Source organism: Streptomyces indicus, assembly GCF_900100315.1.
GTDB lineage: Bacteria > Actinomycetota > Actinomycetes > Streptomycetales > Streptomycetaceae > Streptomyces > Streptomyces indicus.
This window is the reverse complement of record NZ_FNFF01000021.1, coordinates 64,877-78,356: the sequence shown is the minus strand read 5'-3', so window position 1 is coordinate 78,356 and position 13,480 is coordinate 64,877. Positions and strand designations below refer to the sequence as shown.

The 13,480-nt window shown below is 71.0% G+C and carries 10 protein-coding genes; 7 read left to right on the top strand and 3 right to left on the bottom strand.

Translation table 11 applies throughout. The features are described 5' to 3' along the window. Positions 1-435: 435 nt before the first annotated feature. From BLT97_RS33220 to BLT97_RS33210, 3 genes are all read left to right on the top strand, one after another. Positions 436-948 (top strand): cysteine dioxygenase, encoded by a 513-nt coding sequence (locus BLT97_RS33220; protein WP_093617029.1) that lies wholly within the window; start codon positions 436-438, stop codon positions 946-948. A gap of 78 nt (positions 949-1,026) precedes the next feature. Beyond that, on the top strand, positions 1,027-1,986 hold the full coding sequence (cofD, locus tag BLT97_RS33215) for a 2-phospho-L-lactate transferase (protein ID WP_093617027.1): 960 nt from the start codon (positions 1,027-1,029) through the stop codon (positions 1,984-1,986). Beyond that, complete coding sequence (locus tag BLT97_RS33210) at positions 1,983-3,284, top strand: coenzyme F420-0:L-glutamate ligase (protein WP_093617025.1); 1,302 nt, start codon at positions 1,983-1,985, stop codon at positions 3,282-3,284. Before cofD ends, BLT97_RS33210 begins: the two co-directional genes overlap by 4 nt. Before the next feature lie 65 nt (positions 3,285-3,349). On the opposite strand, the gene BLT97_RS33205 is transcribed toward BLT97_RS33210, so the two are convergent. From BLT97_RS33205 to BLT97_RS33195, 3 genes are all read right to left on the bottom strand, one after another. Continuing rightward, positions 3,350-4,375, bottom strand: a complete 1,026-nt coding sequence (locus tag BLT97_RS33205) for a DNA-3-methyladenine glycosylase family protein (RefSeq protein WP_093617023.1) — start codon at positions 4,373-4,375, stop codon at positions 3,350-3,352. Positions 4,376-4,469: 94 nt separating this feature from the next. Then, positions 4,470-5,552: a mannose-1-phosphate guanylyltransferase gene (manB, locus tag BLT97_RS33200; protein WP_093617021.1), complete on the bottom strand. Its 1,083-nt coding sequence runs from the start codon at positions 5,550-5,552 to the stop codon at positions 4,470-4,472. 95 nt (positions 5,553-5,647) lie between these two features. Further along, on the bottom strand, positions 5,648-7,075 hold the full coding sequence (locus BLT97_RS33195) for a peptidoglycan recognition protein family protein (protein ID WP_093617019.1): 1,428 nt from the start codon (positions 7,073-7,075) through the stop codon (positions 5,648-5,650). Positions 7,076-7,211: 136 nt separating this feature from the next. Here BLT97_RS33195 and BLT97_RS33190 point away from each other — a divergent pair, with 136 nt between their 5' ends. The 4 genes from BLT97_RS33190 to BLT97_RS33175 all read left to right on the top strand — a co-directional run bounded on the left by BLT97_RS33190 (position 7,212) and on the right by BLT97_RS33175 (position 13,372). Beyond that, positions 7,212-7,967 carry a TIGR03089 family protein gene (locus BLT97_RS33190; protein WP_093617017.1) on the top strand — a complete coding sequence of 252 codons (756 nt, stop codon included), beginning with the start codon at positions 7,212-7,214 and terminating at the stop codon, positions 7,965-7,967. 138 nt (positions 7,968-8,105) lie between these two features. Continuing rightward, entirely contained in the window at positions 8,106-9,605 is a 1,500-nt protein-coding gene (locus tag BLT97_RS33185; RefSeq protein WP_245769683.1) for an LCP family protein, read from the top strand. Positions 9,606-9,861: 256 nt separating this feature from the next. Then, the gene (locus BLT97_RS33180) at positions 9,862-11,616 is read left to right on the top strand and encodes an LCP family glycopolymer transferase (RefSeq protein ID WP_093617016.1); all 1,755 of its coding nucleotides are present in this window, start codon (positions 9,862-9,864) and stop codon (positions 11,614-11,616) included. Between the two features lie 88 nt (positions 11,617-11,704). Beyond that, complete coding sequence (locus BLT97_RS33175) at positions 11,705-13,372, top strand: LCP family protein (protein WP_093617014.1); 1,668 nt, start codon at positions 11,705-11,707, stop codon at positions 13,370-13,372. The last annotated feature ends 108 nt before the right edge of the window (positions 13,373-13,480 follow it).

Below are 13,480 nucleotides of genomic sequence, written 5' to 3'. Positions count from 1 at the left end.
ATCACAGTCGGATCACGGAACGACCACGAGGTTTGCGCACCCGGACACTGCGCCACCTGTCCTTCGCATCCCCTGCACAAACCTTTCAGCAGACAGGACAACCGGATACGGTGAAACATATCTCGCAATACGGACATTGGGTTGACAGTCCGTGTGTGAACCGGTCTCCTGGTGGGCATGCTTGCGAACTTGGCGCTCACCCGGACCCACAGCAGTGGGTTCCGCAGTGCTGCCCTCGCGAGCTGTTGCTGTTGCTGTCCCAGCTGTTGAGCCCAACGAGCTCCGGCTGATCTCTCCGCTCGCCGATCCGGCCCGCCGGCCGCATGATCCGAGCCACCGCCCCCACCTCAGGGCAACCGCCTCATGGCACCCCGCCCGCGACCCGGGCGCAGACCGCAACGCCAGCACTTCTCCCGCCGAGGAACCCCGCACCTTATGAACAGCGACAGCGACCTGCAGATCGCCGGCGACATCCTCGAGGTCCCGCACCTCCTGCAGCCCGCACGTGAGCACCCCTCGACCCTGGCCGAGTTCGTCGGTCTCGCGCGCTCCATCGCCTCCGACCGCTCCCAGTGGGAGCACCTCGTGCAGTACGACGCGACCAGCCGCTACTACCACCGGCTGCGCACCGGGCCCGGTTACGAGGTCTGGATCCTGACCTGGCTGCCCGGCCAGGGCACCGGGCTGCACGACCACGGCCCCTCCTCCGGTGTGCTGACCGTCCTCGACGGCGAGCTCACCGAGCACACCCGCTCCGGCACGAAGCCGCTCGGCGCCGGGGCCCAGCAGGTGTACGCGCCCGGCTCGGTGCACGAGATCGTCAACGACGGCCTGGAGCCGGCCGTCAGCCTGCACGTCTACTACCCGGGCCTGACCGAGATGCCGATGCACGACAAGGTGCGCGAGACGGCTGCGCAGCCCGCTCAGGCTGCCGCGGCGGTGGTCTGACCTCGTACTTCCTTGAGGTAGGCGGGAGTTGTCCACAGGCGGCCGAGGCTCCGTGCGGGCACCTGCGAGACTGTCCGCATGCAGCGCATTGTGGTTCTGGCCGGCGGCATCGGTGGTGCCCGTTTTCTGCGTGGCCTCAAGGCGGCCGCGCCCGAAGCGGACATCACGGTGATCGGGAACACCGGTGACGACATCCATCTGTTCGGCCTGAAGGTCTGTCCCGACCTCGACACCGTGATGTACACGCTCGGCGGCGGCATCAACGAGGAGCAGGGCTGGGGGCGTACGGACGAGACCTTCAAGGTCAAGGAGGAGCTCGCCGCGTACGGGGTCGGGCCCGAGTGGTTCGGGCTCGGCGACCGCGACTTCGCCACGCACATCGTGCGCAGCCAGATGCTCGCCGCGGGCTACCCCCTGAGCGCGGTCACCGAGGCGCTGTGCGACCGGTGGCAGCCGGGTGTCCGGCTGATCCCGATGTCCGACGACCGGGTCGAGACGCATGTGGCGGTCGAACTGGACGGCGAGCGCAAGGCCATCCACTTCCAGGAGTACTGGGTACGGCTGCGCGCCTCCGTGGACGCGCTGGCCGTGGTGCCCGTCGGGGCCGAGCAGGCCAAGCCGGCGCCCGGGGTGCTCGAGGCCGTCGCCGAGGCGGACGTCGTGCTCTTCCCGCCGTCCAACCCGGTCGTGAGCGTGGGCACGATCCTCGCCGTGCCCGGCATCCGCGAGGCCATCGCCGACGCCGGTGTGCCGGTCGTGGGCCTCTCGCCGATCGTCGGCGACGCCCCGGTGCGCGGCATGGCCGACAAGGTGCTCGCCGCGGTCGGTGTGGAGTCCAGTGCGGCGGCGGTCGCCGAGCACTACGGTTCGGGGCTGCTCGACGGGTGGCTCGTCGACACCGTCGACAAGGGCGCGGTCGAGCGGGTCGAGGCGGCCGGGATCCGCTGCAAGGCGGTGCCGCTGATGATGACCGACCTGGACGCGACCGCCGAGATGGCGCGGGCCGCGCTCGCGATGGCCGAAGAGGTACGCGGGTGAACGAGGTTCCGCAGTTCCGCGTCTGGGCCGTGCCCGGGCTGCCCGAGGTGCAGCGCGGTGACGACCTCGCCAAGCTCATCGCCGCCGCCGAACCGGGGCTCGCCGACGGTGACGTCGTGCTCGTCACCTCGAAGATCGTGTCCAAGGCCGAGGGCCGGATCGTGGCCGCGGACTCCCGCGAGGAGGCCATCGACGCGGAGACGGTCCGGGTCGTGGCGCGGCGCGGGACGCTGCGTATCGTCGAGAACCGGCAGGGGCTCGTGATGGCCGCGGCCGGCGTCGACGCCTCCAACACCCCTGCCGGGACCGTGCTGTTGCTGCCCGAGGACCCCGACGCCTCGGCGCGCGCGATCCGCGACGGGCTGCGCGACGCGCTCGGGGTCGAGGTCGGCGTGCTCGTCACGGACACCTTCGGCCGGCCGTGGCGCAACGGGCTGACGGATGTGGCGATCGGTGCGGCGGGCGTGCGGGTCCTGGACGATCTGCGCGGCGGCACGGACGCGTACGGCAATCCGCTGAGCGCCACCGTGGTGGCCACCGCCGACGAACTGGCCGCGGCCGGCGACCTGGTGAAGGGCAAGGCGGCCGGGCTGCCGGTCGCGGTGGTGCGCGGGCTGTCGGGTGCGGTGGCCCAGGAGGACGGCGGCGCGCGGGAGTTGGTGCGCTCCGCCGCCGACGACATGTTCCGGCTCGGCACGTCCGAGGCCGTACGGGAAGCGGTCACGCAGCGGCGGACGGTACGGGAGTTCACCGACGAGCCGGTCGATCCGGGCGCGGTCCGACGTGCGGTCGCGGCGGCCGTGACGGCACCGGCGCCCCATCACACGACGCCGTGGCGGTTCGTGCTCCTGGAGTCCGAGGCGTCGCGGGTGCGGCTGCTCGACGCCATGCGGGAGAAGTGGATCGAGGACCTGCGGCGCGACGGCAAGTCCGAGGAGTCGATCGCGAAGCGGGTGCGGCGCGGGGACGTGCTGCGCAAGGCGCCGTATCTGGTGGTGCCCTGCCTGGTGATGGACGGGGCGCACACGTACGGGCACGCGCGACGCGATGCCGCCGAGCGGGAGATGTTCGTGGTCGCGACCGGCGCCGGGATCCAGAACTTCCTGGTGGCGCTTGCCGGTGAGCGGCTGGGCTCGGCGTGGATCTCCTCGACGATGTTCTGCCGTGATGTCGTGCGCGAGGTGCTCCGGCTTCCCGCGGACTGGGATCCGATGGGGGCGGTGGCCGTGGGGCACGCGGCCGCGGCGCCCAAGTCCCGTCCGTCGCGCGCGGCTTCGGAGTTCATCGAGGTGCGGTAGGCGCGCCGGGAGGTCCGGCAGAGGCTCCGGCTGGTCCGGCGGACGGTCAGGGCGGCCGGCCGGGGTCAGAGCTTGCCGATGTCCGTCTTCGGCATCTTGGGGGTGCGGCGCGGCGGGGTGCGGCCCGTGAGCAGGATGTAGCGGGCCGCCCGGTGGCGCTGGCCCCGGTAGGGCTCGAGGAGTTCGAGCATGCGGGCGTCGTCGGCGTCGCGTTCGCCGGCGAGCGCGTAGCCGACGATGCCGGGCAGGTGCAGGTCGCCGACGGTGACCTCGTCCGGTGCGCCGTGCGTGCGCTGCACCGTCTCGGCGGAGGTCCACGGTCCGATGCCGGGCACCAACTCCAGCCGCTTGCGGGCGGCTTGCGGGTCGAGTGCGACGGCCTCCTCCAGACGCGGGGCCACGCGGACCGCGCGCAGGATCGTCTGGGCGCGCTTGTTGTCCACGCCGGCGCGGTGCCAGTCCCAGGACGGGATCATGCGCCAGGTCGCCGGCTCCGGCATCACGTACAGGTCGGGCATGCCGTCCGGGCCGGGCGCCTGCTCGCCGTATTTGCGCACGAGGATCCGCCAGGCGCGGTAGGCCTCGTCGGTGGTGACCTTCTGCTCCAAGACCGACGGGATCAGGGACTCCATGACGAGTCCTGTGCGCAGCAGGCGCAGGCCGGGGCGGCGGCGGTGGGAGTCGGCGACGAGGCGGTGGCGCGGGGTGAAGGCGCCGGGGTCATCCGTGTCGCCCAGGAGATGGGGCAGCCGGTCGAGCAGCCAGTCGGCGCCCTCGCCCCACGCTGCGGCCTCGATGCCGGTGCTGCTCCTGGTGAGGCGGAGGGTGGCCGGGCCCTCGGGGGTGCGGGTGGCCCGCCAGACCGTGCCGTTCGTGACGCGGAAGGTGGGGTCGGCGGGGCCGCGCCTGAGAGGGCCGACGACCAGGCCCAGGTCGAAGGGGGCGGTGGGGGTCCAGGTGCGGGTCCTGGCCGGGGCCGCGTGGGCGCGGGCCGACCGCGGCGCGCGCGCCGGGCGCGGCAGGCGCGTGTCGCCGGCGCGCACGGTGGTGCGGTTGAGGCGCTGTGCGCGGGGTTCGAAGCGGCCGGCCACGGGGTTCCTGGGGGTGCGGGTGAGGTGAGGTGCGTGGATGAGGTGCTCTACGAGGGTAGGCCGTTCTGTCAGGGGGACGGGCCCGAACGCTCTGCTACGCGTCCGACGAGAAGCGCACACTGCCGTCCGGGAGTGTGGCGTCGCACCACACTCTGACGCCGGCTCGCAGCTCGTTATCCGTGCCGATCTGTGCGCCGTCGCCGATCACCGCGCCGTCCAGCGTGGTGCGGGCACCGATGCGGGCGCCCGCGCCCACCAGCGAGTCCGTGACCACGGCGCCCGGCTCGACCACCGCGCCCGCGAGGATCGTGCTGCCCGAGATGCGCGCGCCGGAGCCGACGACCGCGTCCTCGCCCACCACCGTGCCGCCGGTCAGCTTGGCGTCGGGGGCGACGCGGGCGCTGGGCAGCACCAGACGGTCGCCGCAGCGGCCGGGGACCGCCGGGGACGGGGCGCGGCCGAGCACCAGGTCCGCGGAGCCCCGTACGAACGCCTGCGGGGTGCCGAGATCCAGCCAGTACGTGGAGTCGACCATGCCCTGGAGATGGGCGCCCTCGGCGAGCAGGCCCGGGAAGGTCTCGCGTTCGACGGAGACCGGGCGCCCGGCCGGGATCGTGTCGATCAGCGAGCGCCGGAAGACGTACGCGCCCGCGTTGATCTGGTCGGTGACGATCTCCTCGGGCGTCTGGGGCTTCTCCAGGAAGGCCGTCACACGGCCCGTGTCGTCGGTCGGGACGAGGCCGTACGCGCGGGGGTCGGGGACACGCGTGAGGTGCAGGGAGACGTCGGCGCCGGTGGACTCGTGCGTCGCGACCAGGGCGCGGATGTCGAGGCCCGTCAGGATGTCGCCGTTGAAGATCAGGACCGGCTCGTCGGGTCCTGAGCGCAGGCGCGGGGCGACGTTGCGGATGGCGCCGCCCGTGCCGAGCGGCTCGTCCTCCGTGACGTACTCCAGCTCCAGGCCGAGGTCCGCGCCGTCACCGAAGTGCGGCTCGAAGACCTCGGCCAGGTAGGAGGTGGCGAGGACGATGTGGGTGACCCCGGCGGCGCGGGCGCGGGCCAGCTGGTGCGTGAGGAAGGGGACACCGGCCGCCGGGACCATCGGCTTGGGTGTGTTCACCGTGAGCGGGCGGAGCCTGGTGCCCTTGCCGCCGACCAGAAGGATCGCTTCAGTCACCGATGTCTTCGCTTCCTGCCGGGGGCCGGACGGCCCTGGTCACGGATCGGCCAGTGTATGCAGTTGGTGCTACGGAACGTGTCGTACCGGATGTGTCATCGGCCCTGGTAGTGGGCCGACGTGCTCCGGGCGGTGCCGAGCTTGTTGTACAGATGGCGGCCGGGGCACTCGGTGGCGAAGCCGTCCCGGTGGCCCGAGATCACGTGGAGCCGGACCTTCTTCCCCTTCTTGTAGAGGTTGCTGCCGCCCGATTTCAGGACCGTGGTGCCCTTCGGATTGGCTCCGTACAGGCCGAGCTTCCACGCCGAGAGCTTGGCGACCGCGTTGAGCGCGGCCTTCGGGGGCGCGGAGTTCGTGTAGGTCCCGAGGACGGCGATGCCCATGCTGTTGGTGTTGAAACCGAGCGTGTGTGCGCCGTAGACAGGCTTGGCGACACCGCCCGCGCGGCCTTCGTAGATGTTTCCGCACTTGTCGACGGCGAAGTTGTAGCCGAAGTCCCGCCAGCCGCTGCTCTTGACGTGGTAGCGGTAGATACTGCGCAGTACGGAGGGGGCCTGCGCACAGCGGTAGTTGTTGCCGGACGCGCTGTGGTGCACGAAGGCCGCACGGACCGCCTTCGTGTAGACGAAGTTCTTCTCGCGGAGCTTCTCGTCCGCGCCCCAGCCCTTGCGCGTGATGATGCGCGGCCGGGGCCCGATGTACGGCTTGCCGGCGCTCTCGCCGCGCGAGGCCAGCAGCTCGGCCTCGGTCTGCTCCTTGGTCAGCTCCGGGATGACGGACGCGCCGAGCGGCGCCATCTCCGCGTTCACCGCCCAGCTCGCGGCGGCCTCGGCGGTCAGGACGCTGCGCGGGCCGTCGGCGGGCGGGCCCTGGGGCGGCGTGGGCTCGTCGCCGGGGTCGACGAGTTCGAGGCGCAGGTTCTTCGGCAGCGGCGGGACGGCAGCGCGGTCGGAGCCGGAGTCGGAGTGCGAGTGGGAGTCGGAACCCGAGCCGGAGCCTGAGCCGGATTCGGCGGCCTCGGGTGCCTCGGCCAGGACGCGGACCTCGACGCCGTCCGAGTCGCCCACCCACAGCGGCGCGGTGGAGCCGCGCACCCGGCCGCCCGCGCGCTCGGCCGAGTCGAGGTCGGCGGCGTGCTCGTTGTTGTGCGTGTCGAGCTCCTGCCAGGCCGACCACTCCTGGGTCTCGGCGGCACGGGTGCGCACCTCGACCCGGCCGTGCAGCTCGGCCTCGGGGTTGTCCCAGACGACGCCCACGAGGGCGAAGGGCAGGACGTCCTGGCGTACGACGCCCTGCGCGGCGCCCGCGCCGAGCGCCCGGTCGGAGGCGAGCGGCTTCAGGGGCAGCGACTGGGTCGATCCGGCCAGGTCGGTTTCGCGCAGCGACGGGTCCGCGGCCGCCTCGCGCAGCGGCTCGGACAGCGACTCGTGCAGTGACTCGGTCGCGCTCGCGGGCAGGGCGAGCGGCAGGGACAGGGCTACGGCGCAGGCCACACCGATCGAGGAAGCAAGATATCCACGCATGCGTCGATGGTGGGAGGAAACCGGCATCCGTGCATGTCGTGGACGTAAGGGAATTGACGGTCCGTCGGCCCGTTCGCGGGATGCCCGTGTCCCCGCCCGGCGGAACGCTCGGCGGTGCGCGCGTAGGCTTGCCGGTGTGAACGCGACCGACCGCACCCCTGCCGACCTGCTGCGATCCGCGCTGGCCGCGGACCCGGGCCGCCCGCTCGTGACCTTCTACGACGACGCGACCGGCGAGCGCGTCGAATTGTCCGTCGCCACCTTCGCCAATTGGGTGGCCAAGACCGCGAATCTGCTCCAGGGCGAGCTCTCCGCGGAGCCGGGCGACCGGCTCGCGCTGCTGCTGCCCGCGCACTGGCAGACGGCGGTGTGGCTGCTCGCCTGTTCGTCCACCGGCGTGACGGCCGTCGTCGGCGGCGACCCGGCCGAGGCCGACCTGGTCGTCTCGGGACCCGACACGCTCGACGCCGCGTCGGCCTGCTCCGGCGAGCGGGTCGCGCTCGCGCTGCGCCCGCTCGGCGGCCGCTTCCCGCAGCCGCCGGCCGGGTTCCTGGACTACGCGGTCGAGGTGCCGGGCCAGGGCGACCAGTTCGCGCCCTTCGCGCCCGTCGACGCCTCGGACGACGCCCTGGTCATCGGCGATACGACGCTGACGGGCGCCGAGATCGTCGAGCGCGCCCTCGCCGACGCGCGCGGCCTCGGGCTCGGCCCCGGCGACCGGATGCTCTCGGGACTCTCGTACGGAACGTGGGACGGGCTGTCCGCGGGCCTGTACGCCCCGCTGGCCGGCGGCGCCTCGGTGGTCCTGTGCCGCAACCTGGACCGGCTCGGCGCCGAGCAGCTGGAGAAGCGGGTCGAGAGCGAGCGCGTCACCGTACGCCGGGAAAGCTGAGCACCCGCGCGCACCCGGAAGTCCACCCGTCCGGCGCAGCTCGCGCCCCCGCCCGCAGGCGGAGGCCGGTGCCCTCGGGTCATGGTCGGAAAAGCGCCCTCCATGAGGGTGCCGTCCGTGATGCCGACGCTGTGAGGGGTGGACACCGACGTGACCGACACCGCGGGCACGCCCGACGTTCCGGAGCAGTCCGGTGACGACGCGCCTACGCCGGTCCCGCCGGAAACCGGGCAGCAGACCGAGAACCCCGGGAACCCCGAGAACCCTGGGAACCCCGGGAACCCTGAGAACCCCGAGGACACCGGGACGCCGCACCGAGGCCCCCACTGGGGCCGCTGGATCGCGCTCGGTCTCGCCGTGGTCGTGCTCGTCGCCTCCGGGGTCGGCTGGGGGATCTACAAGCAGTTGCAGGGCAACATCACCGAGGACCTCACCGCCGCCGAGGAGCTGGAGCGCTACGAGAAGGAGCGGCCCGCGCCCTCCACGCACAACGCCCAGAACATCCTTCTGATCGGCTCCGACACCCGGTCCGGCGAGGGCAACGACACCTACGGCAAGGACTCGGGCACCGACGGCGGCCGCTCCGACACCACGATCCTGCTGCACCTGGCGGCCGACCGGAAAAGCGCCACCGCGGTCTCGCTGCCGCGTGACGTGATGGTGGACATCCCGAGCTGCCGCAAGCGCGACGGCTCGCGGACCAAGGAGCAGTTCGCCCAGTTCAACTGGGCGTTCGAGTGGGGCGGCGCCGCCTGCACCATCCGTACCGTCGAGCAGCTCACGGATATCCGGATCGACCACCACATGGTGGTGGACTTCCGGGGGTTCAAGAAGATGGTGGACGCGGTGGACGGCGTCGAGGTCTGCCTCGCGGACCCGATCGACGACCCGGACTCCAAGCTCAAGCTGCCCGCGGGCCGGCACAAGCTCAACGGCGAGCAGGCTCTCGGCTACGTACGCGCCCGCAAGACGCTCGGCGACGGCAGCGACACCGAGCGGATGGACCGCCAGCAGGCCTTCCTCGGCGCGCTCGTCAGCAAGGTGAGCGGCAGCGGCGTCCTGCTCAACCCGACCAAGCTCTACCCGGTCCTGGACGCGGCCACCTCCTCGCTGACCACGGACCCGGCCATCGCCCAGCTCACCGACCTCTACGACCTGGTCCGCTCCATGCGCAACATCCCCGCGGACAAGGTGCAGTTCCTGACCGTGCCGCGGCAGTCCTACGCATACGACGCAAACAGGGACGAACTGGTGCAGCCCGATGCCGGGCGTCTCTTCGACCGGCTGCGCAACGACGCCCCGCTCCACGTGGCCGAGAAGGCACCCGAGGCGGAGCAGGCCTCGGACGAGGGCACGGAGGGCGAGGAGCCCGCGGGCGAGCGGGACGGCGCCGAGGACGGCGGGGGCGGTTACTGGGTGGACACCGGTTACTGGAGCGACGACGGCTACTGGGTCGACGACGGGTACTGGGTCGAGGGCAAGTCGACGGATGAGGATCCGGCCAAACGTAAGGCCGAAAAGGGCGAGTCGGACGACGAGGGCGAGGCATCCGACGACAAACCGGACGAACCCTCCACCCAAACCCCCTCCCCCGCACCGACGTTCCGCGGCAGCACGGCCGCCGGGGCGACCTGCTAGGACCGCCGGCACCAGCCGTTAGTAAAGGGATTCCCAAACGCAAGGGGTCGTTGACCTTGAATTGGGGCGTAATGACCGGTTGTAAGCGCAGTGGAATTTGTCACCGCCGTCGCTGCGCGCCGATCCGGGCGGATAGTGTGAGCGATCCGGTGCACCTGCCTGCGACGAAGCAGCGACCCGCACTTGCACTACCGATCGACCGGACGCCTTGGAGGGGGAAGGCGCCGCGTGGCCCCGACGGAGGACTCAAGCAACCGTGGACGCGCAAGGCCGTGGGCGGGCGGAGAACATCGACCCCGCAGACCAGTGGGTCCTGAACCCGCAGACCGGCGACTACGAACTGCGACTGCACCCCTCCGCACCGGAGTCAGGCATCCCCTCGCCACGCCGCAGATCGCCGCACGCAACGCAGACCCGTCAGAACGGCAGCCGGAACGGCACTGTTCGGAACGGCACCGCCCAGAACGGCACCCGTCAGGCACCGCCCGGACGCCGGCCGCAGCAGCAGCCGCCCGGTGACCTCCCCGGGCAGCGCAGGCGGCGGACGCCCGAGGAGCCGCTCGGCCCGGGCCGGCGCAGGCCCAAGCAGAAGAAGTCCAAGGGCAAGAAGGCCCTGTTGTGGACGGGCGGCGGTCTTGCGTTCGTGCTGGTCGCCGGCGCGGCCACCGCGTACTTCTACATAGAGCATCTGAACGGCAACCTGACCTCGGTGTCCTCCGACGGCGCGGGGACCGGCGGCTGGGCCAAGGACCGGGCGATCAACGTGCTGATCATCGGCACCGACAAGCGCACCGGCAAGGGCAACGAGGGCTACGGCGACGCCGGCAGCCCCGGGCACGCGGACACCACGATCCTGCTGCACGTCTCCAAGGACCGTTCCAACGCAACGGCGTTGAGCATCCCGCGCGACATGATCGTGGACATCCCGGACTGCCCGACCCAGCAGGAGGACGGCTCCGAGAAGGTCATCGCGGGCACGCCGAAGGCGCGCTTCAACGAGAGCCTCGGGCAGTCAGGGCGCACGCCGAGCTGCACCATGCGCACGGTCACCGAGCTGACGGGCATCAAGCTCGACAACTTCATGGTCGCGGACTTCAACGCGGTCAAGACCCTCAGCAGCGCGGTCGGCGGTGTGGAGGTCTGCGTCGAGAAGCCCATCAAGGACCCGAAGTCGCACCTGGAGCTGCCCAAGGGCACCAGCACGGTCGAGGGCGACGACGCGCTCGCGTTCGTCCGCACCCGGCATGCGGTGGGCTTCGGTTCGGACCTGGACCGCATCAAGTTGCAGCAGCAGTTCCTGAGTTCGCTGATGCGCAAGATGAAGTCGAAGATGACCAGCCCCGGCACGATGCTCGACCTGGCGGAGGCGGCGACGAAGGCGCTGACCGTCGACGACACGCTCAGCGATGTGTTCAAGCTCCGTGACCTGGGCATGGAGCTGGGCAAGGTGGATCTGAAGAACATCAGCTTCACCACCGTCCCGGTGGTCGACAACACCGACGGCGCCACCGTCCTGGTCAATGAGCCCAAGGCGAAGCCGCTGTTCGGCGCCATAAAGGGCGATGTGTCCCTGACGGCCACCAAGAAGAAGCAGAAGGACAAGGAAGCGGCCCGTCTCAAGGGGTCCAAGTCCGCGGCCGCAGACGTCCGCGTGAACATCTACAACGGCAGCGATACGCAGGGTGCGGCGAGCAAGACGCTCACGTACCTGCAGACCGAGCACGGCATGAACAAGGCCAGCCAGCTCGGCAACCACGAGCCCAAGCAGGCGAAGACCACCCTCGAGTACTACCCCGACCAGGCCGATCAGGCACGCAAACTGGCCGAGGTGATGGGACTTCCGGGGTCGGCTCTGAAGCCGGGCGAGAGCGAGACCAATGATCAGGGTCTGCCCGCGATGGTCCTGATCCTCGGAGCGGACTTCTCGGAGCCGGGTACGCCCGTGGGGGCTCCGACCGCGCCGACGGACATCGACAAGACCGAGGCCGACAAGAAGACCTGCGCCAAGTGAACAACCCCGGGGGCATCTTGACCGTCTGCTGAGTCAAACGGTTCACAGGTGGGGGTCGTATGGTGCGCCAGGCTGGGGAGGGACTGGCATGACGCAGAACAGCGTGCGCGGAAACGGCAGAGGTGCGCGACGATCTCGCGCACCGCATGCACGTGACCTCGGGTGGGACGACAGCCTGTACGAGGGCGAGCGCGAGGGCTCCGGTGTGCCGGGGCCCCGCGGCCCCGGCGACGGCGAGCCCTCCACGCGCAGCGCCCGGCGGCGCGCGGCGCGCAGACCCCGCAGCCGCAGGCGCAAGGTGCTGCGCTGGTCGGCCGTGGTGTTCGCGGTGCTGATACTCGGCACCGCCGGGGCCGGGTATCTCTATTACCAGCACCTGAACGACAACATTCAGACCAAGCCGCTGCCGGACAAGAACCGCGCGCCGAAGGCGACGCCGAACGCGGCCGGGCAGACCCCGCTGAACATCCTCCTGATCGGCTCCGACGACCGGAACAGCGAGGAGAACCTGCGGCTCGGCGGCCACAAGGACAGCGTCGGGGCGAAGCCGCTCGCCGACGTGCAGATGCTGCTCCACCTGTCCGCGGACCGCAGCAACATGTCGGTGGTGAGCATGCCGCGCGACACGCTGCTCGACATCCCGGCGTGCGAGGACCCGGACACCGGCGAGAAGTTCCAGGCCCTGACCCGCCATCCCACCAACGAGAGCCTCGGCCGCGGCGGCCCCGCCTGCACCGTGCTCACCTGGGAGAAGCTCACTGGCATCCGTATCGACCACTTCATGATGGTGGACTTCACGGGTGTGGTCTCGATGGCCGACGCCATCGGCGGCGTCCCGGTCTGCGTCGACGCCAACATCCACTCCCGCACCCGGGACGGCAAGGGCTCCGGCCTCAAACTCGAGGAGGGCACCACCGAGATCAAGGGCGAGCAGGCCCTGCAATGGCTGCGCACCCGCTACGGCTTCGAGGACGGCAGCGACATCGCCCGCGCGAAAGCGCAGCACATGTACATGAACTCAATGGTCCGCGAGCTCAAGTCCAGCGCACGGCTGACGAATCCGACCGAGATGCTGAACCTCGCCGAGGCCGCCATCGACGCCATCGTGTTCGACGAGAGCCTCAACTCGGTGCAGAGGCTTGCCAGTCTGGGCGGCGAGCTGCAAAAGGTGCCGACCTCCCGCATCAACATGACGACGATGCCCTTCAACTACGTGGGCGTGAAGGTCGAGCCGAAGCCCGGAGAGGCGGAGGACCTCTTCGAGCTCGTACGCGAGGACGTCGCGCTCGACGGCAAGGGCGCCAAGAAGAAGGAGGAGCTCTCCGACGACCCGGCGGCCTCCCCCGCCGACACCGAGGTGGCCGTCCTCAACGCGTCGGGCGACGCGACCCGCGCCCCGCTCCAGGGCCGCGCCACCGCTGTCGCCGAGCTGCTCAAGGGCAAGGGCTACACCGGCGCGGCCGCCGTACAGCCCCAGGCCGGTGACGACACCTCCCAGGACCGTACGGTGATCCGCTTCCCGCGTGCGGACCTCGAGGGCGACGCCCAAGTGCTCGCCAAGTCCCTTGGTCTGCCGATGAGTTCGGTCAAGGAATCAGCCGACGTCCCGGGCGTCACGCTGATCGTCGGTGCGGACTGGCGCGAGGGCGACGTCCCGCCGAAGCCGGCCCCGAAGGCCGTGGACAAGGAGCAGCTCTCGAACGGCGCCGACAAGGGCGCCTGCATGAAGGTGGACCCGAACTACACCTGGAAGTGACCACTTCCGTCCGTACGGGGAGGTCCCGTCAGGAAGAGCCCCGGCCGAATCTCCCGGCCGGGGCTCTTCTCGTACGCGATCTCATACGGGATCTCGTACGCGATCTCG

What these genes read in the sequence shown, in the direction of transcription:
- BLT97_RS33220 (WP_093617029.1), top strand. Translation starts at nt 436, where the DNA reads ATGAACAGCGACAGCGACCTGCAGATCGCCGGCGACATCCTCGAGGTC.
- cofD (WP_093617027.1), top strand. Translation starts at nt 1,027, where the DNA reads ATGCAGCGCATTGTGGTTCTGGCCGGCGGCATCGGTGGTGCCCGTTTT.
- BLT97_RS33195 (WP_093617019.1), bottom strand. Translation starts at nt 7,075, where the DNA reads ATGCGTGGATATCTTGCTTCCTCGATCGGTGTGGCCTGCGCCGTAGCC.
- BLT97_RS33175 (WP_093617014.1), top strand. Translation starts at nt 11,705, where the DNA reads ATGACGCAGAACAGCGTGCGCGGAAACGGCAGAGGTGCGCGACGATCT.